The following is a 25,484-nucleotide window of genomic DNA, read 5'->3' as shown; positions in this document are numbered from 1 at the left end:
GGCGCTAGAGAGCGTTCAGGAGGTCCGCCGTTGGCCAGGCGTCGGCCGGTTGCCCAAGGCGGCGTTGCTCTGCCTGAACGGCGGCGCGGGTTTTGGCCCCGAGAATACCATCTGCTCCGCCAACGTCATGGCCGAGCGCTTCGAGCCGTTGCTGAAGAAGCTGGATCTGTTCGCCGGACAGCGCAGGCGACGGATTTCCTGCGGCATAGATCTCCGCGCCTTCGAGCCGGGTGCCGAAATAGGCGGCGGTAAGCACGTAGACAAAGCTCTTGTTCCACTCGAAATAGACATGGAAGTTTGGATAGGCGAGAAACGCGGGGCCATTGCGGCCTTGCGGCAGCACCACCGATGCCGGAAGCTCCCCCCCGGCCAACTGACCAGACCGCGCCCGCACACCGAGCGCCTCCCATTCTGCCACGCTCTTCTCATGTGCAAGTCCCGTCTGCGACCAGTCGAGGTCTTGCGGGACAACGACTTCCTGCAGCCAGGGTTCATTGGCGCGCCAGCCCAGGTCCCGCAACATGGCACCGCCCGACAGCAGCGCATCCGGCACGGAGGTCTTGAGACGGACCTTCCCGTCACCATCGCCATCGACGCCACGTTCGAGGATGTCTTTTGGCAGCATCTGCACCATGCCGATCTCGCCCGCCCATGCGCCGGTCGTGTTCGCCGGGTCGAAATCACCTCGTTCAAACAGCGACAAGGCGGCGAATACTTGAGGCTGAAACAGCTCCGGGCGCCGGCAATCGTGGCTGAGCGTCATCAAGGCGTTCAGGGTGTTGAAGTCGCCCTGCACCGCGCCGTAATCCGTCTCCAGCGCCCAGAAGGCAAGGAGCACGCCGGGCGAAACGCCGTATGTCTGTTGCACGGTTTCGAAGGTCGACGCGTGCCGTTCCAGATTTGCAATACCGTTCTGGATCCGGCTCTGGCTGATCAAACGGCGCGAGAAGTCGATAAACGGAAGCTGAAAGATACCCTGCGCCCGGTCCGCGCGGATGACTTTCGGATCGGGCTGCGTTGCGCGGAAGAAGCTCTCGACCGTGTCGGGCTCATGGCCCAGTGTCACGGCCTCTGCCTTCATCGCTTGTACGAAGGTAGGAAAATCCCCCCCACAGGGGACCAGCGCCTGAGCCGGTGCGCTCAAGAGTGCGAGGGCGGCGGCGGCGATTGCGTGGCGACGGATCATGTAATTCTCCCGGGACTTTCCGCGACATATGCGATCGTTCCGTGGGCGGCAAGCAATCCTGCCGCGCCAGGCGTCACAGGATGGTGAGCAGGGCAACCGCCACCAGCATGACACCCCAACTCCGCCACAAGGCGCGGGCACAGCGATCAATATCTTCCGCGCCGGGGGTCATGTTCCCCGAAGCGTGAACATGGGGACAGTCGTGCATTTCGCCGTCGTAGCTGCGCGGTCCGGAGAGGGCGACATCAAGGCATCGCGCCATGGCGGCCTCCGGCCAGCCCGCATTGGGGGAGCGATGCTTGCGCGCGTCCTGCGCCAGAGCGGTCCAACCGCCAAACCGCCCGTGACCTGCCATGATCAGCAGGGCCGTCAGCCGGGCGGGGATCCAGTTCAACAGGTCGTCGAGCCGCGCGGCCGCCCAGCCGAAGTCCTCGTATTCCGGCGTGCGATGCCCGATCATGCTGTCGGCGGTATTCACGGCCTTGTAGACGAATATCCCCGGCAGACCGGCCAGCAGGAACCAGAAAGCCGGTGCAATGACCCCGTCGGAGAGATTCTCCGCCCCACTTTCAATGGCAGCACGAGCAACCCCGGCCTCGTCCAGTTGCGCGACATCGCGGCCCACGATCATGGACACCGCTTGGCGCCCCTCTGGCAGGCCTTGTCGCAAACCCGATGCAACCGCAGCCACATGCTGCACAAGGCTTCTTTGGGCCAGCAGGATCGCGACGATCAGGACATCGATCAGGCCGAATGGGGTCAGGATCTGAAGCAGCAGTCCAAAGAGAGCGGCTCCGATGGCAAGGACGACCACGGCGAAGGTGCCTGACGATCGCCGGTATGTGCCCCGGTTGAGATGCCGGTCCAGCCAGCCGACGATATCCCCCATGGCAACGGCGGGGTGCTTCAGGCGGGACCACAGCCAGCGTGGCTCCCCGAGCGATGCGTCCAGGAACATGGCAAGCATCAGGATCGCGGCCTTCCCGATCATGTCAGCGCAGTTTCAAGCCGCGCCCATCCTTCGGCCGTACCCGGCAGCCCAAGCCGGATCCACTGCCGGGAATAAGGGAAGGTCCTCGACCAGATCCGCGCCCGTGCCAGCCTATTCTGCAGCGCGTTGGCATCGTCGACGGCGTACAATCGGAACAGGGTGGTGCCACCTTCAAGCCGTGCCCCGGCGGTTGCGAGCAGGGCGTCGAGGCGCATGGTGTCGTCGGCCACGCGACGCCGGGTGGCCGACGCCCATGCGATGTCACCAAGTGCACTTTCGCCGATCCTCAGGGCGGGACCGGAAACGGCCCAGGGGCCGATCATCTCTTCCAGCGCGGAAAGCAGGCCGGGTGCGCCAATCACGAAGCCGAGGCGGAGACCTGCAAGACCCCAAAACTTTCCGAAACTCTTCAGGATCAGTGTATTGGGGCGATCCGCCAGCTGCCCCAGCAAGCTCTCGTCCGGGCAGAGGTCGCAGAAGCTCTCGTCCACCACGAGGGGGCCCGCCTCCGGCACGTCCTCGACCGACCAGAGCCGTCCATCGGGATTGTTAGGATGCACCCGCACGGCGGCGGGGGCGTCACCCTCGACGACCTCCCAACCATGGGCGCGGAAACCGGCCGCATGCTCGTTGTAAGTCGGTGTCGGGATCTGGACCTGACGGTCGGGAAACAGCGCCGGGATGCGCGATATCGCGGCCGACGCACCGGGAACCGGCAGAATGGAAAGCGTCTCCGGAACCTGCCAGAACTGCCGGGCTGCCGCGATCAGGCGCTCCCGCGCGCCCCTGTCGGGAAGGTCGGTCCATGCCTCTGCGGAAACCGCCGGGATCGGGAAGGGCACCGGGTTTATGCCGGTCGACAGGTCAAGCCAGTCCTCGCGGTTTCCACCCCAGCGTGCAGCCGCCGCATCAACCCCACCGCCGTGGTCCCGCACCGTAGGTTGGCCTGAGTCGCGTCCCTGTCGCGCCATTGTCGGGCTCCTCGCTTTTCGTCCCGACCTGTCGCCTACCGCGATTGGCACGGCAAGGAAACCTCTACCGATTCGTTAACGCTGCGCCCACGCCGTTAACCTTTGGTTAGGGTTTTGGGCGCAGTTAAGGAATGGGTAACGGTGCCGGTGTGTGGGCGGCACGGAGGCTTCATGCGTGTATTGATCGTTGAAAGCGACCGGAATTTGGGGTGGGTTTGGAAACGGCACCTTGAGCGTCAGGACCATGACGTGACACTCGTCTCAGGCCAGCGGGAAGCAATCGCCGCACTCCGAAACATCGATATCGACATGATTATCCTGGACGTGGTCCTCGGTGAAGGCAGTGCGCTGGCCGTTTCGGATTTCGCGTCCTACCGCCATCCCGGAGCGAAAGTCATTTTCGTGACCAATACGACCTTCTTCTCTGATGGCTCGATCTTCCAGCATGCGCCGAACGCTTGCGCCTATGTACAGACGGCGACGCCGCCGGAAGACCTTACCGTGATGGTCGAGCACTACGGCGCAAGGTAACACGCGCACCGCCTGGCGCTACTCGGCCGCCATGCTCGATGCGTGGCCCCGTCCGTGGGGCGCCTTGAGGTCCATCATCGGAGCCATGGGCACGATTCGGGTCGGGTTGATCGTCTCATGGCTGTGGAAATAGTGTCGGCGGATGTGGTCGAAGTTCACCGTCTGCGCGATCCCAGGCCATTGGTAGAGTTCGCGCAGATAGCCCGACAGGTTCGGCATGTCGGCAATCCGGTTCCGCGAGCATTTGAAATGCGCATGGTAGACCGGGTCGAACCGGATCAGCGTCGTGAAAGCGCGCCAGTCTGCCTCTGTCGCGACATCGCCAGCCAGGTAGCGTTGCGCGCCAAGACGCCGCTCCATCCAGTCGAGGGTGTCGAACACCTCTGCCACGGCTTCGTCATATGCCGATTGGGAGGTCGCGAACCCGGCGCGATAGACACCGTTGTTCAGCCCCGGATAGAGCCGCGCGTTCACGTCGTCGATCTGGTCGCGAAGGCCGGCCGGCCGCAGGCTCGGCGATAGCCCGGTCACCTCGGTGAACGCTTCGTCGAACATGCGGATGATCTCCGAGGATTCATTGGAGACGATCTGCTCGCTTTCCTTGTCCCAAAGAACCGGGACGGTCACGCGGGTGGTGATATCCGGAACCGCCCGCGTGTAGATCGTGTGCAGAAACGGCGCGCCAAATAGGGTGTCGCCGGTGGTGCCGGGGTAGTCGGTGGCAAAACTCCAGCCGTTGTCCAACATATCCGGGTGGACCACCGAGACGGAGATATGCTCGTCGAGCCCCTTCAGGCTGCGATAGATCAAGGTGCGATGCGCCCAGGGACATGCGTAGGCGACATAGAGGTGGTACCTGCCGCTTTCGGCCTTGAAGCCACCTTTGCCGCTTGGTCCGGGCGATCCGTCCCTCGTGATCCAGTTGCGAAACCCGGCGTCAGAACGCACGAACTTCCCACCGGTCGATTTCGTATCGTACCAGGTATCCTGCCATTTACCGTTGACCAGAAGGCCCATGTTGTCTCTCCGATTTCGTGTCGCACTAGAGATAGCTACCGCGAATTCCAAAAGAACCGGCGCCTCCGCAGGGCAACGTCCGGTTTTCTGCACAATCGGCCATATCGTTGATATGTCGCATTTTCCTGTCAATCCGATCATTCGGCGGGATGCGCTTGACAGGACGAACGTGCCGTGGACCTATCCAATTGCGAGGAGTCGGAGGCGGACATGTCGGAATTTCTTCCCGAGGCCGTACGGCAGGAATTGGAGCAGGCGCGGAAAGCGACAAAGCGTCGGCGGACCCGCATGAAGGTCCGGACCGGCGGTCAGGAGTTCACAATCCTGCGCCACTGGCAGGGCGGTTTCGCGCTCGACGCGCAGGAGGCGCCGGGATTGCGTGGACTCGTCGATCTCTATGACCATGGAAAGCACGTGTGCCAGGCGCTCATCGTGGCGACGCGGGAAGAGGACGGCGAACGGGTCTTCGAGGTGAAGTCTTCCACCAGCGCAACCGACAAGGCGCCGGCCGCCGATTTTGTCCACGAACGCCCCGAGCCGGCCGGATATCTCACCCGGCAGTAGTCAGGGCCTGATTTCCACGATCGTGCCGATCGGCGTGAAGCGGAACAATTCCTGGATCTCGGGATTGGTGACCGCCATGCATCCGGCGGTCCAGTCCCCGGGAATCATCATGTGGTCGGGCACCCGGTTGGGCTGTCCATGAATGAAAATGTCGCCACCGGGGCTTACCCCCATCTCTCGCGCCTCGGCCCGGTCTTCCGGCCTCGGATAATCGATTCCGAGGGAGAGGTGGAACTTGCTCTTGTCGTTGCGGCGGTCAATGCGAAAGGTGCCCTCTGGCGTCCGCCCATCGCCTTCCTGCACCTTGTCGCCCTCCGGCGAGAAACCCAGCGCAATCGTGTAGGACTTCAGCGCCTCCCCGTCTCGGTAGACGACCATCTCCCGCTCGCTCTTGTCGATCACGATCTTGTCGATATCCGCACGGAGCACGACGGGGGGCAGAATCGGGAATGCGAACTGGTGCCAGAGCGCGACCCCGGCCACACCGGCGGGGCCTGCCAGCGCCCCGAGGGTCAAAAGATGGCCGAGACCGATCACTGAAGATCGGCGAAGGCCGCGGTCAATCGCTCCATCGCCGTTTCGACTACGCTGCGTGGCGTGGCGAAGTTGAACCGCAGGTAGCTGTCGCCTCCCTTGCCAAAGCTCGGTCCGTGGTTGGCCGCGATCCGGGCCTGTTTCTCGACCCGGGCGGTGAACTCGGCGCGTTGCATACCGGTGCCCGAGAAATCGACCCAGGCCAGGTAGGTTGATTGCATCGGCATGGACGCCAGCCCCGGAATCGCATTCACGGCGCTGTCGAGGAGCTTCCGATTGCCGTCCAGATAGGGAATCAACTCGTCCACCCATGCAGCGCCTTCCGGCGAATAGGCAGCTTCGGTCATGAAAAGCCCGAAGGAGTTCGGCGACTTCCCAAGCCCGGCCATCCTTTTGCCGAACGCGGCCCGAAGCTCGGGATCGGCGATGATCACCTGCCCGGTATGGGCGCCGGCAATGTTGAACGTCTTGGACGGCGCGGTCATCATCACCAGCCGGTCTTCGATGCCGGACAAGGTCGCCATCGGGATATGACGTGCGCCGGGATAAACAACATCATGATGGACCTCGTCGGAGACGATCAGCAGGTCATGGCGTCTGGCGAATTCGGCGATCTGTTCCAGTTCGTCCAGGGTCCAGACGCGACCACCCGGATTGTGCGGCGAGCACAGGATGAGCATCTTCTCGTTGCCGGTCATCTGCGTGTCCCAACGCGCGATGTCGAGGCCGTAGACACCGCCCTCCTTCACCATCTCGCATTCGACAACCTCCCGTTCCGCGGCGCGGATCACGCGGGCGAAGGCGTGGTAGACCGGGGTGAACAGGACGACACCGTCGCCGCGCCGGGTGAAACTCTCCAGGCAGACAGCCGCGCCGTTCACAAGTCCGGAGGTGGTGAAGATCCAGGACGGGTCCACCTCCCATCCATGGCGTTCCCTCATCCACCAGCAGATGGCGGCGCGATAAGACCGGTCGTCGCCGTGATAGCCAAAGATCCCGTGGTCGACAGCCCGCTGCACAGAATCCAGCACACTCTGCGGCGGGCGGAAATCCATATCGGCCACCCACATCGCGATGCCGTCATCCTCGGGCACGCCATAGAGCGTCTCCATCATGTCCCATTTCACACAATGGCTTCCGCGGCGGTCGATGATTTCGTCAAAGGACATGCTGGTACCTCGTTCTCTTGCCCGCGCAAGCTACTATCCCGGCCAGCAGGGGCAAGGGCCGTTGTTGCACGTCGGCGACGCTTGTCCTAAATGCCAACCATGTCCCTTCGTTCGATCCTCATCCATCCCGATCCGCGCCTCAAGAAGGTCTGTGAGCCTGTTTCCGATCTCAGCGACGAGTTGCGCTCGCTCTCTGACGATATGTTGCAGACGATGTACGACGCCCCGGGCATTGGTCTTGCGGCGCCGCAAATCGGAGTGAACACGCGCCTGATCGTGCTCGACTGTGTCCGCGAAGGAGAGGGCGATGCCCGTCCACTCGCGATGTTCAACCCCGAGGTTGTCGCCAGCTCGGACGAAAAGAGCACCTACGAGGAAGGGTGCCTGTCGATCCCCGAGCAATATGCGGAAATCGAACGCCCGGCCGAGGTGAGCGTGCGCTGGCTCGACCGTGATGGCACGGAGCATCAGGAGGATTTTGACGGGCTCTGGGCGACCTGCGTGCAGCACGAGATCGACCACCTGAACGGAATCCTGTTCATCGACTATCTCAAGCCGCTTCGGCGCCAGATGATCACCCGCAAGATGCAGAAGCTGAAGCGCGAGCGGGCACGGGGGTAGCCGAATGGGAGTGCTGAAGATCGTCACATGGCCCGACCCGATCCTGGCGCGTGATTGCGAGCCCGTGGCAGAAATCGATGCCGGTGTGCGGGAACTCGTCGAAGACATGCTGGAGACCATGTATGCCGCCGAAGGCCGTGGTCTGGCAGCCCCCCAGGTCGGTCGGCCATTGCGGATCTTCGTGATGGACGTTGCATGGAAGGAGCGCAGCCCCGATCCCGTGGTTTGCATCAACCCCGAGATCACCTGGACGTCGCCCGAGGTGTCGGCGAGGGGTGAGGCATGTCTTTCCATCCCGGGGATCTCCGCCAGAGTGGAGCGCCCGGCACAGGTGCACATGCGCTGGACCGGGATCGATGGTGCCCTGAGGGACGAGGATCTTTCCGGTTTTGCAGCGATCTGTGCGCAACATGAACTGGATCACCTTGATGGGATCGTCACGCTCGACCGCGTCGATCGACAGACCCGGTTGGCGCTGATCGAGGAATACTCTGCATGAGCCCTCGGCCCTTCGTGCCCTGGCCGGACAAGCGTCTGCGCACGGCGGCACAGCCCGTGGACAAGATCACGGACAGCGTCAGGGGGATCTGGGACGACATGATCGACACGATGGAGGCGATGCCCGGTCTCGGTCTGGCGGCACCCCAGATCGGGGTGATGTTGCGGCTTGCCGTTGTCGATTGCTCGCAGGAGCGCGGTCAAGCCGTGCGGCTGGCCGATCCCGTGATCGTGGATGCCTCGGACGAGATGCGCGCCCATGACGAGGCAAGCCCGAACCTGCCCGGCGTCCACGCCAGGCTGGAGCGTCCGGCAAGGGTCGAGGTTGCGTTCACCGATCAGGATGGCAATCGCGTGCAACGCCTATTCGAAGGTGTCTGGGCCACATCGGTTCAGCACCAGATCGATCACCTCGACGGACGAATGTACTTCGACAACCTCAGTCGCACCAAACGCGAGATGCTGCTGAAGAAGGCTCGGAAAGGGCGCGGATGAAAATCATCTTCATGGGAACGCCGGATTTCTCGGTGCCGGCGCTCGATGCACTTGTCGAGGCCGGCCACGAGATCCTTGCCGTCTACACCCAGCCGCCGCGTCCGGCAGGCCGCGGGAAGAAGCCGCGCCCAAGCCCCGTGCAAGCCCGCGCGGAGGCGCTCGGGCTGCACGTACACCATCCCGTTTCGCTGCGCCCGCAGGAGGAAAAGGATGCCTTCGCGGCGCTTGGTGCGGAGATTGCTGTCGTGGTTGCCTACGGGTTGATCCTGCCGCGGACGATTCTGGATGCGCCGATCCACGGGTGCCTGAACATCCACGCCTCGCTCCTGCCGCGCTGGCGCGGTGCTGCCCCGATCCACCGTGCACTCCTTGCAGGTGACGCAGAGACCGGGATCTGCATCATGCAGATGGAGGCCGGCCTGGACACCGGGCCGGTCTTGCTGCGGGAAGCGACGCCGATCGGCGCGGAGGATACCACGGCGGATCTGCATGATCGCCTCGCGGTGATGGGCGGGCGTCTGATCACCGAGGCGCTCGACCGGATCACGGAGCTTTCGTCCGAGGTTCAGCCCGAAGTGGGTGTTACCTATGCCGAGAAGATCGACAAGGCCGAGGCCAGGATCGATTGGACCCGTCCTGCGGAGGACGTCGACCGCCAGATCCGTGCGCTGTCACCCTTTCCGGGGGCGTGGTGCGAGGTCGAGGGGGAGCGCCTGAAGCTCCTGCGGTCGCGTCTGACGGATGGCCGTGGAACGCCGGGGCAGGTTTTGTCCGGGTTCGTCATTGCCTGCGGCACCGGTGCGGTCGAAGTCCTCAGCGCACAACGGCAGGGCAAGCGCCCGATGTCGGCGGAGGAGATCCTGCGTGGACTGACGCTCCCCGAACGGCTTGGGTGACAGCTATTTCTGATCGACGAGGTCGTGCGGCGTAAGAAATGCCCGCACCGATCCGCTGCCGAGAGCAATCTTGCCGAGCTTCTTCACATCGAACTCGACCACCAGGAGCGAGCCCGTCGGATAGTCGGAAAACCGAGAGTGGGACGGTGCTTCTGCAACCAGTTCATGGGCAAGGGCGGCTATTCCCGGGTTGTGCGCGATCAGCATGACCACGTCGCCTTCGGTTTTTCGAATGACGTCCAGCATGGCGTCGGGGCTTGCATGGTAGAGGTCGTCGCGCAGTTCCGGGGTGCCCTCCAGCGACAGGCCCTCCCAGGTCTCCCGGGTGCGGCGGGACGTGGAGCAAAGGACCTTGTCCGGCGTCCATGGCGACTTTCGAACCCATTTCCCGAGCGCCTTCGCGCTGCGTTTTCCGCGCTTGTTCAGCGGGCGGTCGATATCCTCCAGATCGGGATTGACCCAGTTGGACTTGGCGTGGCGGAGGAGAATGAGCGTTTTCATCGGTTTCCGTGAAAGGCTGCCATGTGGAAGGCGGATTGGGAGGGACGGCGCGGGTACGCGCGGCTGATCGGGCAGGCGCGTCGCGCAAGGCACCCTGCCATCAGGCAGTCGGCCCCGTCCGAAGTGTCGAGATAGCCCCGGCAATCCTCGGCGGCGTAGCCAGAGGGGCCGAAGGCATCGACCGGACAAGAAGTCAAACAGGGCGCTTCGCGGCAGTGCTTGCAGGGAGCAGGCATGGCCGCGTCGGGCTGCAATGACCAGGGAAGGGCCAGGGCCCCGCGTATCGAGACCAGCAGGCCGGCTTCGTCATGCACCAGCAGGTTGATCGGCGACTGCCAGAACCGCCCCGTTCGGAGCGCCCAGTCGTGGAAAGGCAGGTAGGGTGGCCCGTCGAACGGGAACACAGGCGTTGCCCCGAGGTCGGACGCGATCTCCGAAATGGCCCGACGCGACCAGCGATCCAGCGGATCAGGGCGACCGTCGCGAAACTCTTTTTCTTTCTGAAGGAATGGCCAGAACCCCGGTTCGGATGGGCCAAGCAGGACAAGGCTGCGGGTTCCGCACGGCAGGCCGGCTCCTGGCGACGTGATCGCCAGATGACCAAGTGGGCGAAGCTGTCTCCGCGCCGCCATATCCGACAGCGTTTCAAGGCTCCGTAGGGATGCAACGGTGGCCGCCATGGGTCGATCATACGCAGGCGCGGGCGCTTGCGAAGCCCCATTTGCGCAGCGCACGGGCGATATCTCTTCGTTTTGCCGGACCAGAGAGGTCAGCGCGGAACGTCCCGGATGAGCGATCCGGCGCCGTGATCGGTGAACAGTTCCAGCAGGCAGGCGTTCGGCGCGCGCCCATCGAGAATGACCACCGCGCGGACGCCGCCGGAGATCGCGTCCAGCGCAGTTTCCGTCTTGGGGATCATTCCACCGGCGATCACGCCCTTTTCCGTGAGGTCTTTCACCTGCTCCGGCGAGAGTTGGGTCACGACCTCGCCGGACTCGTCCTTGACCCCGGCCACATCGGTCAGCAGCAGCAGGCGATCCGCCTTCAGCGCCGCGGCAATCGCGCCGGCGGCAGTGTCACCATTGACGTTGAACGTCTCGCCATCCCGACCGGCGCCGAGCGGCGCCACGACGGGGATGATGCCGTGGCCATGCATTTGGTGAATCACGTCGGGGGTCACTTCCACGGGGTGGCCCACCAGCCCGAGGGCCGGGTCCACCGGGTCGCAGACCATCATGTTCGCGTCTTTGCCCGAAATGCCGACAGCGCGCCCGCCCTGACCATTGATAGCCTGAACGATGCGCTTGTTCACAAGGCCGGAGAGCACCATCTCCACGACCTCCATGGTCGCTTCGTCGGTCACGCGCTTTCCACCCACGAACTCGCTCTTGATATCGAGCTTGCCGAGCAGTTCGTTGATCATCGGTCCGCCGCCGTGGACGATCACCGGGTGCAGGCCGACCTGGTTCATCAGGACGATATCGCGGGCAAAGCTCTGCATCTGCTCCTGGTCGCCCATCGCGTGACCACCGAACTTGATGACCACGATGGCACCGGTATAGCGCTGCAGGTAGGGGAGGGCCTCGGACAGGGTCCGGGCGGTGGCGATCCAGTCGCGATTGATCATCTGCTTCTTCATCTGTCAGGCTCGGGTTGTATCGGGCATCGGTGTTACGCTCCGAACCCTTCGCTGCCAAGGGCGATTGTGTTCGCGCTGAGAAAGCCTAATTGGAAAGGGGCAGATGGGAGACAGGACATGTCGGAACAAAAACGCCAGCGCACCTTGCTTTTGACCGGAGCAAGCCGGGGTATCGGGCATGCCACCGTGCGCAAGTTCAGCGACGAAGGGTGGCGGGTCATCACCTGTTCGCGGCAGCCGTTTGCGCCACAATGCCCCTGGCCCGGGGGCGCGGAGAACCATGTCCAGCTGGACCTCTCCGACCCGGCCGACACGATCAACGCTGTCGGGGCAATCCAGGAAAAGGTCGACGGCCGGCTGGACGCACTGGTGAACAATGCGGGGATCTCTCCCAAGGGTCCGGATGGATCGCGACTGAACACGATCGACACCGACCTGATGAGCTGGGGCAAGGTGTTCCACGTCAACTTCTTCGCGCCGGTTGTGTTGGCTCGTGGCCTGATCGAGGAGTTGACAGCAGCACGTGGCGCCGTCGTCAACGTGACCTCCATTGCGGGCAATCAGGTGCATCCCTTCGCAGGAGCGGCCTACGCCACCTCCAAGGCGGCACTGAAGGCGCTGACGCGCGAGATGGCGCATGATTTCGGCCCGCACGGCGTGCGTGTGAACGCGATCGCGCCGGGCGAAATCGAGACGTCGATCCTGTCCCCGGGGACAGAGAAAATCGTCGAAACCCTGCCGCTGCGACGGTTGGGTCAGCCCGACGAGGTTGCCGAGGTGATCTATTTCCTCTGCACGCAGCCGTCGAGCTATGTCACCGGAACCGAAATCGAGGTCAACGCCGGGCAGCACGTCTGAGTCAGGCGGCAAAGGTGCCCATCCGCATTGGTGCCGCGGCGCAGGCCCACGCCGCTACTCCAGATTTGCAATGATACTGCGCAGAGTGGGGATGCCGCCGCCTTTTTCCGAAGACGTGACAACCAGTTCGGGGAACGCGGCAGGGTGCCGTTGGAGCTTGCCGCGCACCTGGTCGAGCACTTTCTGCAACTCACCGGCCTTCACCTTGTCCGACTTGGTCAGCACGACCTGAAATGGGACGGCGGATGTGTCGAGGAGCGTCAGGATCTCGTCATCGACCTCCTTGATCCCATGGCGCGCATCGATCAACACGAATGCGCGGCGCAGGGTCGGCCGTCCCGAGAGGTAGGATTTCAGCAGGCGCTGCCACTTCTCCACGACCGCCACCGGGGCCTTGGCAAATCCGTAGCCGGGCAGGTCAACCAGGTAGTGGCTTTCCTGGCCGAGATTGAAGTAGTTGATTTCCTGGGTCCGGCCGGGTGTATTCGATGCCCGTGCCAGCGCCTTGTGACCGGTAAGCGCGTTGATCAGGCTGGACTTTCCCACATTCGAACGACCGGCGAAGCAGACCTCTAGTCGGTCAGCCGGGGGCAGTCCGGCCATGGCGACAACGCCCTTCAGGAACGTGGTCTCGCCAGCAAAGAGCTTGCGCCCGCGTTCCAGAGATTGCGCATCGGGCTCTTCGACGAGCGGGAAGGGCAATGCCGTCATCGGGCCGTCTCCAATGCTTCGATATCTGTGCCACGGATGGCCCCGATATTGGCCTGAATGCGATCGGTCGGCCAATCCCACCATGCGACCTCCAGAAGACGCGCAATCATGGCGTCGTCAAACCGTTGGCGAATCGATGTGGCAGGGTTGCCGCCCACGATGACGTAGGGCGCGACATCGCGGGTCACCACCGCACGACTGGCAACAATAGCACCCGCGCCGATCGTGATACCGGGCATGATCCACGCTTCGGCGCCGATCCATACGTCCGGTCCGATCACGGTATCGCCACGGCTCTGCTTCCGATAGCGGTCGAGATCCGGGGTGCTGCCCCAATCCGGGAACACGTCAAAGGGATAGGTCGAAACGCCGAGCATGTCGTGATTGGCGCCGTTCATAACGATACGAGCCCCGCTGGCGATGGCAGCAAACCGGCCGATCGTCAGGTGGTCGCCGAGGAAGTCATGATGGTGAAGGACATTCCGATCGAAGAAAGCGGTCGCGTCGTCGGGGTCGTCATAATATGCAAACTGGCCCACCGTGACATTCGGGCGATCTTTCGCAAGCGGCCGAAGGTGAACCACACGGGGGTGCGCGGGCATCGGATGCAACGCATCTGGATCTGGCAGTGTCATTCGGGTTCCGCCCTGTCTCCGATACGGATCGGGCCACCGTCCACCACTGTCGCGTAGACGCCGAAATCCCTGTGGCCATACCCGGCTTCAAGGGCGCCCAGGGTGTCGAGGTCCTCGCGCCCTGTCTCCGGATTGTATTTCGTGGCATTGCAGCGGGTGATCCGCTCGTCGATGCGTAGCACGGCGTCACCGATGCGAATGCTGCGGCCGATCCAGTCAAACTCCTCCCAAGGGGCGAATCCGTCCAGCCAGAGGTTGCCCCGGAAGCGATGGATTGAGAGATCCTGGTTCAACCGCTGCCCAAGCGCCCGCAGGGACGAGAGGTTCAGGATAGAAACGAACGGATCCGGCACGTCCGTCATCGCCTGTGCGGTTGTTTTGACAATTCTGGATGCTGCGGGTCGGGTGTCGGGCCACAATGGCGCGAGCCACGCGACCAAAGCATGCGACCCCTGTTCGGTATCCGGCTCGATGTCCAGCACCGGTGCATTCGGATGTGTGAGGGTCACCGTGTCGGAGTTTTCAGACGTGGTTGCCCGGACGGCCATCAGCTGAGGCGCGGCAACTCCGCGGACGAAATTCCGCTTGGCGTGCCAGCCGTCCGGTTGGCCGTCGAAGGCGGCGGCGTCATGGGCGACCGCCCAACGCCGGTCGCCCGGCAAAACGCAACCGGCCGCAAGAGTTGCGGCCGGCAGGGGTTCCCACCCGATCGACTTGATCGGGTGGCGGACGATGTGAGCGAGTCTGCCCGTCACGCTTCATCCTTTTTCTTGCGTTTGAAGCTGGTAGCAATGTTGCCGAAGATATCCGGCTTGTAGCCATGGCTGCGCATGATCAGATACTGCTGCGTGAAGGTGATCACGTTGTTGGTGATCCAGTACAGAACCAGGCCGCTGGCAAAGCTGCCGAGCATGAACATGAAGATCCAGGGCATCCAGGCAAAGATCATTTGCTGGGTGGGGTCCGTCGGCGCTGGATTCAGCTTCTGCTGTATCCACATGGAAATGCCGAGAAGGATCGGCAGGATCCCGAGCGAGATGATCTCGAACATGCCGAGTTCGGGAACGGCAAAGGGCAGGATGCCGAAGAGGTTGAAGATCGACGACGGGTCCGGGGCCGAAAGGTCCTGGATCCAGCCGAACCACGGTGCGTGGCGGAGTTCGATCGTGACGAAGATCACCTTGTAGAGCGAGAAGAAGATCGGGATTTGCAGGAGAATCGGAAGGCAGCCGGATGCCGGATTTACCTTCTCCTTCTTGTACAGCTCCATCATGTCCTTTTGCATCTTCTGACGGTCGTCGCCCGCGTTCTCCTTGAGCTTCTCCATCTGCGGCTGCAGTTCCTTCATCTTCGCCATGGAGGAGTAGGACTTGTACGCCAGTGGGAAGAGGAGGCCCTTGATCAGAATCGTCAGCCCGATGATCGACCACCCCATATTGCCGATCACGCTGTTGAGCCAATGCAGTACGGCAAAAATCGGCTTTGTCAGGAAGAAGAACCAGCCCCAGTCGATCGAGTCCAGAAAGCCCGCAATTCCGTTCTCGTTCTGATAGGCGCGGATCGTTTCCCACTCCTTGGCGCCCGCAAACAGATGGGTCGTCTGCGTGATCGTTTGCCCGGGGGCAATCTCCGCGGTCGGGAAAATGGTTTGCGTCTGATAGATCTCCGCACCGGCTTGGTAGAGCTGGACCTGTTTATGGGTCTGCCCGGGCTGCGGAATCAGTGTCGTCATCCAGTACTTGTCCGTGAAGCCGATCCAGCCGTTCTGAATGTCCTCGGTCGTCTCGGCCTGCACGCCCAGGGCGGGGTCGATGTCAAAGTCTGCGAAGGATTTGTACTCGGTTTCCGTGAGCGAGTCGTCGGCCATGGCCACGACGCCCTCGTGAAGAATGAAGAAACGGGTCAGGTCGGGCAGGCCGTGGCGCGCAATGATGCCGTAAGGGGCGGCGCGACGAACTTCTCCAGTCGGGTTCTCGACGGATTGAGTGACGGTGAACAGGTAGTTTTCGTCGACCGAAATCTCGCGCCGGAACACGAGGCCGGACGGGCTGTCCCAGCGCAAGGTCACCGGCGCCTCTGCTGTCAGTGTCTCGCCTGATTCCACTGTCCACATAGTGTCCGTGCCCGGGACATCGGTGGTTTCCAGGCCTCCGCCCGGTGCCCACCCAAACAGGGCGTAGTAGGAGTTTCCGCTCCCGACCTGCTGGAGGAGGCGAACGTTGTCGGAATCCGGATCCAGTGTTTCGCGGTAGTCACTCAGGAGGAGATTGTCGATGCGCCCGCCGGCAAGAGAGATGGATCCGTTCAGCCGCGACGTCTCGATTGAGATGCGCGGCGCATCTGCAACTTCCGCCGGTTGCGCCGTGGTCACGCTCTGGTCACCCGGCTCTGCGGATTGTGGCACGGTGGCGATCTCGTTGCCATTCGCGTCGCTTTGCGGGACAGACATCTCGTTCGGCGCATTCGCGACGGTGGGTTCTTCGGGCGGGAACAGCACGAACCATACGAGGATCACGAGAAAGCTGAGCGCCGTGGCGAGAATGAGGTTCTTGTTCTGATCGTCCATCAGGGGATCACCGACCTGCTTGTTATCCTAGGTTCGGGCAGGTTCAAACCGGCGCGGGCAGAAACGTCAAGCAGATTCACCCGAAATCGCTGTCAGTTGGCGGTTCACGGTCGCTATCGAGGCGGGAGAAACGCAGATCAGATGATGGGGTGGCGCACACCCGGTACGTTCTCCAGGTTGGATGCATGTTCATCCATCCACGTCAGCGTCTCTTCGAGCGGCATGGGTTCGGAAATGCTGAAGCCCTGGACATGGTGACACCCGAGGCCGGACAGAGTTGCATACTCGCCAGGCGTTTCGACGCCTTCGGCCACCGCATCGAGATCCAGACGTTCGGCCATGGAAAGGATCGCAGATACCATTTTCTGTTGGTCGGGATCGCTATCGACCCGGGTCACGAAACTCCGGTCGATCTTGATACGATTGATCGCAAACCGACGGATATTGGCGATCGATGCGTGCCCGGTGCCAAAATCATCCAGATCGATTTCGCACCCCATGGTCGCCAGCGCTGCAATGTTCGCGGTGATCGTATCGTTGCTTGAATCGGCAACCACAGATTCCAGGATCTCGACGATCAACCGGTCGGACGTGAGGTCGAATCGATCCAGTTCCCAACGGATCTTGTCGACAAGTTGCGGATTGCGCAGTTCTGCCGAGGAAAAGTTCAGCGCGACGCGAGGTACACGGTAGCCTGACTTGTCCCAGAGGCGGAGTGCCGACAGGCCATTGAAGAGCATCACCTCGCCAAGCCGCTCAAGCATCCCTGCCGCATCGACAGCGTCGAGGAAGTCCGCAGGAGGGAGGATGCCGCGTTCGGGGTGGTGCCAGCGGGCCAAGGCCTCGAAGCCGGTCACAAGCCCGGTTTCAGTGGATACCTGGGGTTGGAACCAAGGCTTGATCTGTCCCTCGTCGAAGGCGATCCCGATCTCCTCCGAAAGGCTGTTCCGCGACACGACGGCATCGTTCATCTCGTTTGAGTACGCGCGAACAGATCCGCGCCCGGATCGACGTGCCTCGTCCATCGCGATCTCGGCGGCTTCAAGCATCGCATCGGCCGTGCGTTGGGGCGCGCGGCGCGCCAGGCAGAAGCCGACCGAAGCAGTGACATAGACGGACCCCGCGTTCAGGCTGATTGGCTCGGCTATGGCCGCCTGCATTCGTTCGGCGATTCGAAGACCGACTTCCATGTTGGCCTGACGAACCGGCCCGAGAACTAGTGCAAAGCGGTGCTCGATCAGCCGTCCCGCCAGGTCGCCTGGACGGATCACATCGTGAATCCGATCCGCTGTTCGGCGCAGGATTTCCTCTGTCCCGGCGCTGCCAAGCGCCTCCGACACTTCGCTGAAATCGTCCAGCTGGACGACGAACGCAACGGTGGATTGACCACGACCCTCAAAGTGTTCGAGGTGTTCACCGAGGACCTGCAGCAAATGCTGCCGGTTCGCCAATCCTGTCAACGAATCCAGCAGCTCAAGGTTTCTGTCACCTTCGAGCAGACCTCCGAGCAACAGGACAACGGGGAAGGTCACGCTGGTTATCAACAAGAGACCTTCCCCGCCGAACCAGTATCCACCCAGCATCAGGGCCGGCAGAAAGGCGAGCGTTTGGGGGCGGATGAACGCATTGTTCAGGCGGCGGCGCACATGGCGCATACGGAGCGTACGCCGAGACATCGTGGTGTTCCTTGCAAGGGCAGGATTGCCCGGTGCCGGAACGCTAGGAAATCGATGTCAGCAGGGCCTTAACGGCCAAAGGCAGAATAGGAGCAATTTTACTCGTTTTGTGCAGGGTCCCGCGCAAGCCCGGCGAAATCGAACAGGTTCGGGTCAAGAAGATGTGACGGCCGTGCATTCATCAGTGCCCGGAACATGACCTGCCGCCGGCCCGGGCTGTTGGCTTCCCACCCGTCGAGGATCTGTTTGACTTGCTGCCTTTGGAGGCCGTCTTGCGACCCGCAGAGATCGCAGGGGATGATCGGATAGTTCATCGCCGTGGCAAAGCGTTCGCAGTCGGCTTCAGCGACATGGGCAAGGGGGCGGTAGACGAACAGGTCGCCCTCCTCGTTCACCAGTTTCGGCGGCATCGTCGCAAGCCGCCCGCCGTGAAAGAGGTTCATGAAGAAGGTTTCGAGAATGTCGTCTCTGTGGTGCCCCAGGACCACCGCCGAACACCCTTCTTCCCGTGCGATTCGATACAGGTTGCCACGCCGGAGACGGGAACACAGGGCGCAGAATGTCCGGCCCTGCGGGACCTTGTCCATGACAATCGAGTAGGTGTCCTGGTACTCGATCCGGTGAGGCACGCCCATGCGTTCGAGGAACTCGGGCAGGACCGTGGCCGGAAATCCGGGTTGGCCCTGATCGAGGTTGCAGGCCAGCAGGTCAACCGGCAGCAGTCCCCGCCACTTCAGCTCGTACAGGGCCGCGAGCAGGGTGTAGCTGTCCTTGCCGCCCGACAGGCAGACCAGCCAGCGCGCGTCGCGTTCGATCATTCCGTACTGCTCGATCGCCTCCCGGGCGTATCGCACAATGCGCTTGCGAAGTTTCTTGAACTCCGTGGTCGAGGGGGCGCCGTGGAACAGCGGATGAATGTCGTCGAGGTCGTCCAGCATGGGCGCTCCTGGGTGAGATCACCGTTCGGGACCAACGGGCGTGTCCCACGGTGTCGCGTTTTTTCCAATGTAGCGTCAATGGCCCGGGTCTGTCCTGTCGTGTCCGGGGTCGGTTCCGGGAACCGGGTCGTAGCCGCACCCACCCCAAGGATTGCAGCGCGCAATGCGTCTGGCCGCGATCCACCCGCCGCGCACGGCACCGTGCTTGCGAAGCGCTTCGAGTGCGTAGGCCGAGCAGGTGGGTTGATAGCGACAGTTGAAACCGACCCAGGGGCTGAAGATCAGGCGATACGCCCGGATCGGCAGCGAAAAAACCCAGGCGACCGGGCTCATGGTTTCCGTGGGCGGGGCTTGTGGACCCGATCCACCGCCTCGCGCAGGTCTTGAACCAGATCGTCGTAGGGACGTTCCGCTGTTACATTCGCTCGCCCGACAAGAACATAGTCCCAACCGGGACGACCCTCGGTGGACAGGACGGCACGGGCAATCTCCCGCAACCGACGCTTGGCACGATTGCGGGCAACCGCGTTTCCGACCTTCCTCGAACAGGTAAAGCCGACCCGGACCAAGGTCGGATCGGCTTCGGTGTCCTTGCGCTTGCGCGCTTGCAACAGGAATCCGCTGGTTCCGGCACGCCCCGCTCTGGAGGCCGCCAGAAAGTCGGCGCGTCTGGTCAGGGTGGCCAGCATCGGCCCACCCGGCCTTATGCGCTGAGCGACTTCCGACCGCGGGCGCGGCGGGCGTTCAGGATCTTGCGGCCGGCCTTGGTGGCCATGCGCGCACGGAAGCCGTGGCGGCGCTTGCGAACCAGGTTGGAAGGCTGATAGGTGCGTTTCATCGCTCCGTCTCCGTATTTGTACTTGTTCGGCCCAAACCCGGCGATGGATTCGAAGGCTCTGATATCTCGAAGCACGCCCCTTAAGCCGATCTTCGGGGCAAGTCAATTCACTCGCGGTGGAATCCTGCAACATTCCGCACCGATGGGAGGCTTTGCGCCCCGCCTTGTAACAAGGATCCCCGTCGGAGGCGCGATTCTCACGATATTGGCCCCGCGTGATCAACGCAGCGTGATCCCCCTGTCGCGTTCGGCGAACAAGACGCATGCTCCTTGCATGAACGCACGTCAAGGGCCAGCAATATGACAGACATGACCGACCAGCCATCTTCCGGCGCGTGGCGCTACCTGCCTCTGGCCCTCATCGGGGCGGTTGCGGTCGTGGGAGCGATGACACTGGGCGATGTTCTGAGTTTCGAGTCGCTCGCCGCGAATCGCGAGGCGCTTCTGGCCTTTCGGGATGCCCACTATCTCGGCACGCTCGTGGTCTTCCTCGCCGTCTATGTCGCCATTGTCGGTTTCAGCCTGCCCGGCGCCACTGCCGCCACGTTGACGGGCGGGTTCCTTTTCGGAACGTTCCCGGGCGTGTTCTTCAACATCGTGGGCGCCACCCTCGGCGCGGCGGTGATCTTCCTCGCGGCCCGCTGGGGCCTCGGAGAGCGTCTCGCGGCGCGGATGGACGCCTCGCAGGGGCGCATCCGCCAGATCAAGAACGGGATCGACGCCAACCAGTGGGAGATGCTGTTCCTCATCCGGCTCGTGCCCATCGTTCCGTTCTTTGTTGCAAACCTCCTTCCGGCCCTCGTTGGCGTGTCGCTTCCGCGTTTTCTGGTCTCCACGTTCTTTGGCATCATGCCCGGCGCGCTTGTCTACACCTCTGTTGGTGCCGGCCTGGGGGAGGTCTTTGCAGCCGGAGAGCAACCCGACCTCGGGATCATCTTCGAACCGTTTGTCCTCCTGCCAATCCTCGGTCTATGCGCACTTGCCGCGCTGCCGATGCTGGTAAAGGCCCTTCGTCCATCGCGGGATATCTGAGATGAAGCGGATCAAGACCGACATTTGCGTGATCGGCGCCGGCTCGGGTGGGCTCTCCGTGGCCGCTGGTGCCAGCCAGATGGGGGCGCAGGTCGTGCTTCTGGAAGGTCACAGGATGGGAGGCGACTGCCTGAACTACGGCTGCGTCCCGTCCAAGGCACTGCTGGCGGCCGGCAAGGCTGCGCAGGCAATGCGGGAGGGGCGCCCATTCGGCGTGACGCCCGTCGATCCGGAGATCAGCTATACTGCCGCCAAGGACCATGTTCGCCGGGCGATCGAGACCATTGAGCCGGTGGACAGTCAGGAACGCTTCGAGGGCCTTGGGGTGACGGTTCTTCGCGAATACGGCAGCTTTGTTTCCGAAACCGAGGTGGAGGCCGGCGACACCACCATATCCGCCCGACGGTTTGTCATTGCCACGGGGTCGTCCCCGTTCGTACCGCCTATCGACGGCCTCTCGGAAGTGCCTTTCTGGACAAACGAGACCATCTTCGATCTCCGTGATGCTCCCGAGCACCTCATCGTCATCGGCGGTGGACCGATCGGACTGGAGATGGCGCAGGCACACCGGCGGCTCGGTTGCCGGGTGACTGTCGTCGAGGCGATGGAAGCCCTTGGCGCCGAGGACCCGGAGATCCGAGCGGTCGTCCTGCAACGGCTGCGCGAGGAAGGCGTCGACATTCGCGAGACCTGCGCCGCTGAGGGGGTTCGGCAGCGACCGAACGGCGTTGTTGTGGAGACCTCCGCCGGTCCGATTTCCGGCAGCCATCTGCTGGTCGCAGTCGGGCGCGTCCCCAACGTGGAGCGCCTGAATGCGGAAGCAGCCGGGATCGACGTCGATCGACGTGGTATCAAGGTCGATGCAAACCTGCGCACGAGCAACCGCCGGGTCCACGCCATCGGTGATGTTGTCGGCGGCGCGCAGTTCACGCATGTGGCCGGCTACCATGCCGGTGTGATCATACGGTCCATGCTTTTTGGACTGCCCGCGCGCACCAGAACCGACCACATCCCACACGCAACCTACACCGACCCCGAGCTATCGCAGATCGGGCTGACGGAGGCCGAGGCCCGCGCGACCCATGGCGACCGGCTGGAGGTTGTCCGCTTTCCCTATGCCGAGAACGACCGCGCCATCGCCGAGGGGCGGACAACCGGGCTGATCAAGGTCATGGTCGTGAAAGGGCGACCGGTTGGCGTGTCGATCGTCGGCAGTCAGGCGGGCGAAATGATCGGTCTCTGGGCGCTGGTCATGGCCAACAAGCTGAAAATGTCCGCCGTCGCTGGGACCGTATTGCCCTATCCAACGCTGGGCGAAGTGAACAAGCAGGCCGCTGGGGCCTATTTCTCGCCGCGGCTGTTTGATAGTCCTTGGGTCAAGAAATTCGTTGGCTTCATCCAGAGACGCATCCCGTAAGGCACCGAAAACAGAATGTTCCTCAACTCTCTCTCCGGCCGGTTCCTGATGCTGACGGTTGCTTTCGTCATGCTGGCGGAGGTCCTGATCTTCGTGCCCTCGATCGCGCGCTTCCGAGAAGACTACCTGCTGTCACGCCTTGAGCGGGCACAGATTGCGTCGCTCGCGCTGCTCGCCGCAGAGGACATGATCGACGAGGAACTGGAATCGGAGCTTCTGGAGAATGCCGAGGTCATGAACGTGGTGTTGCGTCGCGACGAGATGCGGCAGCTGGTTCTGTCCTCACCCATCCCCGCACCGATACACGCGACCTTCGATCTGCGCGACCCAAGTCCGTGGGAGTTGATCCGCGACGCGTTGGCCTGCCTGTTCGATCCCGACCCGCAAGTTATTCGTGTCATTGGTGAGCCGGTCCGTGAGGCCGGGCTGTTGATCGAGGTCACAATGACGTCGGAGGACATGCGGACGGCGATGGTCGACTACGGCATTCGCATCCTGCTCCTTTCCGCGGTGATCTCAGCGGTCACGGCGTCGCTCCTGTTCTTGACCGTGCGCGGGTTCCTTGTGGCGCCGATCCGCCATCTGGTGTCTGCGATGCAAAGCTATGCGGCGGCGCCGGAAGATGGACGGCGCATCATCATGCCAGAGGCAAGCGTCACCGAGTTGCGCGAGGCCGAGGAAGCGTTGCAGAGCATGCAAACGGACCTGACCGGGGCGCTGCGCCAAAAGGAACGCCTTGCGCAACTGGGGGGCGCCGTGGCCAAGATCAGCCATGACCTGAGGAACATCCTGACGACAGCACAGCTCTTTGCGGACCGGATGGAGACGAGCCAGGATCCGACCGTCCAGCGGGCAGCTCCGAAGCTGGTCAACTCCATCTCGCGCGCGGTATCCCTTTGCGAATCGACCCTTGCCTTCGGAAAGGCCGAGGAGCCCGCGCCGCGTTTGCAGCACGTCCAGCTGGCCCCGCTGATCAGCGATGTCGTCGAAAGCGAACGCCTTGCAACCGCGAACGACGATATCAGCTTCGGCGAGGACGTCCCTGCCGGCATGTCGCTGCGAGCCGACCCGGAGCAGCTCTATAGAGTGATCTCGAACCTGGTGCGCAATGCAAGGCAGGCGATTGTTGCCAGCGGGCAGGAAGGGGAGATCTGTGTCTCGGCGGAAGAAAACGACGAGGGCTGGACCATCACGGTCGCCGACACAGGGCCGGGGCTGCCGCCAAAAGCGCAGGAATACCTGTTCCAGCCGTTTCAGGGGGGCACCCGAAAGGGCGGCTCGGGTCTCGGACTGGCGATCTCCTCGGATCTGGTCCGTGGCCATGGCGGGCGTCTGGATCTTGCCAGTACCGGTCCGGAGGGAACGGCCTTCACGATTTCGCTGCCAAAGGCCGTGAACCTCGCCGATGCGGAGGAAGTGTGAATTTCCGGAGATTGGCTCTTGCATCCGCCGGCGACCGCCGGTAGATGAACGCTCCACGCGCTGGTAGCTCAGTTGGATAGAGTACTTGACTACGAATCAAGGGGTCGGGGGTTCGAATCCTCCCCAGCGCGCCAATAAAACAAAGGCTTAGCCGGAAACGGCCGAGCCTTTTTGTGTTTTTGACTCGCTTTTGGCTACCTTCCTACTTTTGGGTTTCGCCTTCTTTGGCCTAGCGGAATCGGCAGGTCTCGACGTAAGTTTTTTACAACGAAAGCAAAAGAGTAGATCCATGTTGGCTTAGTTGGACACGTCAGATCGGGAACTGATCAAGAAACACCTTAAGTTTTATCAGGACCTCCATTTTGGGGCGCGGTCGCCCACGACGGATGCGCAGAAGCACTTCCAGAAGGTGTGTGTTGGCATGTCCCTTCCGGTCACAGAACACGAGCGGGCGTATATGCGGTACCTTGAGGTGATCGCTCAAGCCACCGGAGCCGACGAAGTAGTCCATCCGCCACGGCAGTCGGTTTCACCATTAAACCTGGCTATGTCTTTCCAAGATTCCGGCGATGTCTGCCGCAATAGCGGCTTCGATTGGTTCGGCAACGTAGGCGGGAAAGTCAGGGACAGTACGGCCAGCGCAAAAGCTGCGGCCCTGAAAAGCTCGGCATACGCAATGGCCATCCTGGCAGACAGAGATTTGGCTCGGGAGATTGGCAACTGGACAGGAGATGCCTTCAATAACCTGAGCAATGTCTACACGAAGGCTATGGATGCAAAGTTCTTGGAAGAGAACCTTGAGGCGGTCACGCATCGAATAACAGATGAAGGCCATTCGTTCCTCGGCTCACTTGAGAAAGTCCGTGCGGCTCTTCCGGACGATACCTTCACTCAGGAGTTTGTCGGGTGGTTTAGGGCTTATACTTCGGACATGTCTTCCGTTGCCGGGATGCCTCTGTTCTCAATTGGCCAAGATACCCTCGCCAACCTTGTGGACGTGGCAGAAAGAGTGGGGATTTCCCGGGATTGGCTTCTGGATAGCGCAACCTTTAGTCTCGAAGAGTTTGTCACGTCGGCCCTTCCGGGCCTCGCCGTCCTTTTGAACTGGGATGAGGCCGACAAAGCGGCGTTTCTGAAGATGCTGGGTGGCCTCGCGGTCTATTCCGCAGTTGCTGCAAATCCGATCTCTGCAGCGGTCCTACTGGTGGGGTTGGCTCGTGCTCATCAAAACATGAAACTATCGGGGGCCGATCGCCAGCAGCGGTTTGGTCAGTTCTGTGGCGGTGGTGTGCGTGGTGGACTTGTCACTCTGATGAGCATGATCGTTGGTGGACCGGTTTGGATTGGTTTGGTGGCAGGCGTGCTTCTAGCAATGATGGCGCAGAGGGAGTTGGAAGGCACTAAAATCGACTTCGCCCAACTGGCTCGTCTCGCGCGAAACATCCTAGGGGCATCACTTAAAGGTGCTGGTTTGATCGCAGCGGCGAAAGGCTAGGTGAGCACATCGGCAGACGCTCTTTCGTCGGCACGCGCCCTCCTCTCCAACCGTGTGTTTCAGGTTTGCTCAAGCGGCGAGGGGACCTTTGCCCCTTCTTCTCAGCCCACTCGAGAGCACGTTGGTGTAATGCGTATGTCCAACCAATTGGCGGTCGTCTAGTCGCTCGTGGCTCGGCGATGCCGCGGTGGAGTAGCCCCCTGAGAGTGGTCCACCAACTGGGATAGATTGTCCTGCAAATTGGAGGATCAGCGATGGCTGGGAAACGAGAGAAGCCCGAAGA

General features: G+C 62.3%; 29 protein-coding genes and 1 tRNA gene. 12 read left to right on the top strand and 18 right to left on the bottom strand.

Annotated features, from left to right (window positions below; translation table 11 throughout):
• Window positions 1-4: 4 nt before the first annotated feature.
• The 3 genes from CLV78_RS18810 to cobD form a co-directional block, all read right to left on the bottom strand.
• On the bottom strand, window positions 5-1,186 hold the full coding sequence (locus tag CLV78_RS18810; RefSeq protein ID WP_106206928.1) for a lytic murein transglycosylase: 1,182 nt from the start codon (window positions 1,184-1,186) through the stop codon (window positions 5-7).
• Between the two features lie 73 nt (window positions 1,187-1,259).
• A complete protein-coding gene (cbiB, locus tag CLV78_RS18805; protein ID WP_106206926.1) occupies window positions 1,260-2,177 on the bottom strand; it encodes an adenosylcobinamide-phosphate synthase CbiB in 918 nt (305 codons plus the stop codon).
• Window positions 2,174-3,148 carry a threonine-phosphate decarboxylase CobD gene (gene cobD / locus CLV78_RS18800; protein ID WP_106206924.1) on the bottom strand — a complete coding sequence of 325 codons (975 nt, stop codon included), beginning with the start codon at window positions 3,146-3,148 and terminating at the stop codon, window positions 2,174-2,176. The genes cbiB and cobD overlap by 4 nt, the downstream gene beginning before the upstream one ends.
• Before the next feature lie 171 nt (window positions 3,149-3,319).
• Between cobD and CLV78_RS18795 the strand changes: the two genes are divergently transcribed.
• Entirely contained in the window at window positions 3,320-3,679 is a 360-nt protein-coding gene (locus CLV78_RS18795; RefSeq protein ID WP_106206922.1) for a response regulator transcription factor, read from the top strand.
• A gap of 18 nt (window positions 3,680-3,697) precedes the next feature.
• On the opposite strand, the gene CLV78_RS18790 is transcribed toward CLV78_RS18795, so the two are convergent.
• Complete coding sequence (locus CLV78_RS18790) at window positions 3,698-4,696, bottom strand: glutathione S-transferase family protein (protein WP_106206920.1); 999 nt, start codon at window positions 4,694-4,696, stop codon at window positions 3,698-3,700.
• Window positions 4,697-4,906: 210 nt separating this feature from the next.
• Here CLV78_RS18790 and CLV78_RS18785 point away from each other — a divergent pair, with 210 nt between their 5' ends.
• Entirely contained in the window at window positions 4,907-5,260 is a 354-nt protein-coding gene (locus CLV78_RS18785) for a hypothetical protein (protein ID WP_106206918.1), read from the top strand.
• On the opposite strand, the gene CLV78_RS18780 is transcribed toward CLV78_RS18785, so the two are convergent.
• Both CLV78_RS18780 and CLV78_RS18775 read right to left on the bottom strand, forming a co-directional pair.
• The gene (locus CLV78_RS18780; protein ID WP_245925171.1) at window positions 5,261-5,797 is read right to left on the bottom strand and encodes a L,D-transpeptidase family protein; all 537 of its coding nucleotides are present in this window, start codon (window positions 5,795-5,797) and stop codon (window positions 5,261-5,263) included.
• Window positions 5,794-6,963: a MalY/PatB family protein gene (locus CLV78_RS18775; RefSeq protein ID WP_106206916.1), complete on the bottom strand. Its 1,170-nt coding sequence runs from the start codon at window positions 6,961-6,963 to the stop codon at window positions 5,794-5,796. The genes CLV78_RS18780 and CLV78_RS18775 overlap by 4 nt, the downstream gene beginning before the upstream one ends.
• A 99-nt stretch (window positions 6,964-7,062) precedes the next feature.
• Between CLV78_RS18775 and def (CLV78_RS18770) the strand changes: the two genes are divergently transcribed.
• Genes def (CLV78_RS18770) through fmt form a run of 4 tightly spaced genes read left to right on the top strand, consistent with a single transcriptional unit; the run spans window position 7,063 to window position 9,473 of the window.
• Window positions 7,063-7,584: a peptide deformylase gene (gene def / locus CLV78_RS18770; RefSeq protein WP_106206914.1), complete on the top strand. Its 522-nt coding sequence runs from the start codon at window positions 7,063-7,065 to the stop codon at window positions 7,582-7,584.
• Window positions 7,585-7,588: 4 nt separating this feature from the next.
• Window positions 7,589-8,083, top strand: a complete 495-nt coding sequence (gene def / locus CLV78_RS18765; RefSeq protein WP_106206912.1) for a peptide deformylase — start codon at window positions 7,589-7,591, stop codon at window positions 8,081-8,083.
• A complete protein-coding gene (gene def, locus CLV78_RS18760; protein ID WP_106206910.1) occupies window positions 8,080-8,577 on the top strand; it encodes a peptide deformylase in 498 nt (165 codons plus the stop codon). The genes def (CLV78_RS18765) and def (CLV78_RS18760) overlap by 4 nt, the downstream gene beginning before the upstream one ends.
• The gene (fmt, locus tag CLV78_RS18755) at window positions 8,574-9,473 is read left to right on the top strand and encodes a methionyl-tRNA formyltransferase (RefSeq protein ID WP_106206908.1); all 900 of its coding nucleotides are present in this window, start codon (window positions 8,574-8,576) and stop codon (window positions 9,471-9,473) included. The genes def (CLV78_RS18760) and fmt overlap by 4 nt, the downstream gene beginning before the upstream one ends.
• 3 nt (window positions 9,474-9,476) lie before the next feature.
• Here the strand turns inward: fmt and CLV78_RS18750 are convergent, their stop codons facing one another.
• The 3 genes from CLV78_RS18750 to argB all read right to left on the bottom strand — a co-directional run bounded on the left by CLV78_RS18750 (window position 9,477) and on the right by argB (window position 11,613).
• Complete coding sequence (locus CLV78_RS18750; protein ID WP_106206906.1) at window positions 9,477-9,974, bottom strand: SixA phosphatase family protein; 498 nt, start codon at window positions 9,972-9,974, stop codon at window positions 9,477-9,479.
• Window positions 9,971-10,654, bottom strand: coding sequence for a ferredoxin family protein (locus tag CLV78_RS18745; protein ID WP_245925169.1), 684 nt, complete (start codon window positions 10,652-10,654; stop codon window positions 9,971-9,973). Before CLV78_RS18745 ends, CLV78_RS18750 begins: the two co-directional genes overlap by 4 nt.
• An 89-nt stretch (window positions 10,655-10,743) precedes the next feature.
• On the bottom strand, window positions 10,744-11,613 hold the full coding sequence (gene argB, locus CLV78_RS18740; protein ID WP_106206904.1) for an acetylglutamate kinase: 870 nt from the start codon (window positions 11,611-11,613) through the stop codon (window positions 10,744-10,746).
• Between the two features lie 117 nt (window positions 11,614-11,730).
• Between argB and CLV78_RS18735 the strand changes: the two genes are divergently transcribed.
• Complete coding sequence (locus CLV78_RS18735; protein ID WP_106206902.1) at window positions 11,731-12,471, top strand: SDR family NAD(P)-dependent oxidoreductase; 741 nt, start codon at window positions 11,731-11,733, stop codon at window positions 12,469-12,471.
• 54 nt (window positions 12,472-12,525) lie between these two features.
• On the opposite strand, the gene yihA is transcribed toward CLV78_RS18735, so the two are convergent.
• The 9 genes from yihA to rpmH form a co-directional block, all read right to left on the bottom strand.
• Window positions 12,526-13,182, bottom strand: a complete 657-nt coding sequence (gene yihA / locus CLV78_RS18730) for a ribosome biogenesis GTP-binding protein YihA/YsxC (protein WP_106206900.1) — start codon at window positions 13,180-13,182, stop codon at window positions 12,526-12,528.
• A complete protein-coding gene (locus CLV78_RS18725; RefSeq protein WP_106206899.1) occupies window positions 13,179-13,817 on the bottom strand; it encodes a CatB-related O-acetyltransferase in 639 nt (212 codons plus the stop codon). The genes yihA and CLV78_RS18725 overlap by 4 nt, the downstream gene beginning before the upstream one ends.
• Window positions 13,814-14,572 carry an MOSC domain-containing protein gene (locus CLV78_RS18720; protein ID WP_106206897.1) on the bottom strand — a complete coding sequence of 253 codons (759 nt, stop codon included), beginning with the start codon at window positions 14,570-14,572 and terminating at the stop codon, window positions 13,814-13,816. Before CLV78_RS18720 ends, CLV78_RS18725 begins: the two co-directional genes overlap by 4 nt.
• Entirely contained in the window at window positions 14,569-16,383 is a 1,815-nt protein-coding gene (yidC, locus tag CLV78_RS18715) for a membrane protein insertase YidC (RefSeq protein WP_106206895.1), read from the bottom strand. The genes CLV78_RS18720 and yidC overlap by 4 nt, the downstream gene beginning before the upstream one ends.
• Before the next feature lie 137 nt (window positions 16,384-16,520).
• Window positions 16,521-18,059 carry a putative bifunctional diguanylate cyclase/phosphodiesterase gene (locus tag CLV78_RS18710; protein WP_245925167.1) on the bottom strand — a complete coding sequence of 513 codons (1,539 nt, stop codon included), beginning with the start codon at window positions 18,057-18,059 and terminating at the stop codon, window positions 16,521-16,523.
• Window positions 18,060-18,157: 98 nt separating this feature from the next.
• Window positions 18,158-18,997 (bottom strand): tRNA 2-thiocytidine(32) synthetase TtcA, encoded by an 840-nt coding sequence (gene ttcA / locus CLV78_RS18705; protein ID WP_106206892.1) that lies wholly within the window; start codon window positions 18,995-18,997, stop codon window positions 18,158-18,160.
• A gap of 75 nt (window positions 18,998-19,072) precedes the next feature.
• Window positions 19,073-19,330: a membrane protein insertion efficiency factor YidD gene (gene yidD, locus CLV78_RS18700; protein WP_106206890.1), complete on the bottom strand. Its 258-nt coding sequence runs from the start codon at window positions 19,328-19,330 to the stop codon at window positions 19,073-19,075.
• Window positions 19,327-19,686, bottom strand: coding sequence for a ribonuclease P protein component (gene rnpA, locus CLV78_RS18695; protein WP_106206888.1), 360 nt, complete (start codon window positions 19,684-19,686; stop codon window positions 19,327-19,329). The genes yidD and rnpA overlap by 4 nt, the downstream gene beginning before the upstream one ends.
• Window positions 19,687-19,700: 14 nt before the next feature.
• A complete protein-coding gene (gene rpmH, locus CLV78_RS18690) occupies window positions 19,701-19,835 on the bottom strand; it encodes a 50S ribosomal protein L34 (protein WP_005980833.1) in 135 nt (44 codons plus the stop codon).
• A gap of 300 nt (window positions 19,836-20,135) precedes the next feature.
• Here rpmH and CLV78_RS18685 point away from each other — a divergent pair, with 300 nt between their 5' ends.
• The 5 genes from CLV78_RS18685 (at window position 20,136) to CLV78_RS18665 (ending at window position 25,201) form a co-directional block, all read left to right on the top strand.
• Window positions 20,136-20,867 carry a TVP38/TMEM64 family protein gene (locus tag CLV78_RS18685; RefSeq protein ID WP_245925165.1) on the top strand — a complete coding sequence of 244 codons (732 nt, stop codon included), beginning with the start codon at window positions 20,136-20,138 and terminating at the stop codon, window positions 20,865-20,867.
• Window position 20,868: 1 nt separating this feature from the next.
• Window positions 20,869-22,284, top strand: a complete 1,416-nt coding sequence (locus CLV78_RS18680) for a dihydrolipoyl dehydrogenase family protein (protein WP_106206886.1) — start codon at window positions 20,869-20,871, stop codon at window positions 22,282-22,284.
• A gap of 15 nt (window positions 22,285-22,299) precedes the next feature.
• Window positions 22,300-23,706: a sensor histidine kinase gene (locus tag CLV78_RS18675; protein ID WP_106206884.1), complete on the top strand. Its 1,407-nt coding sequence runs from the start codon at window positions 22,300-22,302 to the stop codon at window positions 23,704-23,706.
• A 57-nt stretch (window positions 23,707-23,763) separates the two neighbouring features.
• Window positions 23,764-23,840: transfer RNA gene (locus CLV78_RS18670), tRNA-Arg, on the top strand.
• 287 nt (window positions 23,841-24,127) lie between these two features.
• Window positions 24,128-25,201, top strand: a complete 1,074-nt coding sequence (locus tag CLV78_RS18665) for a hypothetical protein (protein WP_245925163.1) — start codon at window positions 24,128-24,130, stop codon at window positions 25,199-25,201.
• The last annotated feature ends 283 nt before the right edge of the window (window positions 25,202-25,484 follow it).

The sequence above is a fragment of the Aliiruegeria haliotis genome (assembly GCF_003003255.1).
Lineage (GTDB): Bacteria > Pseudomonadota > Alphaproteobacteria > Rhodobacterales > Rhodobacteraceae > Tropicimonas > Tropicimonas haliotis.
The sequence above is the reverse complement of the archived record's forward strand: the minus strand, read 5'-3'. Positions and strand labels throughout refer to the sequence as shown.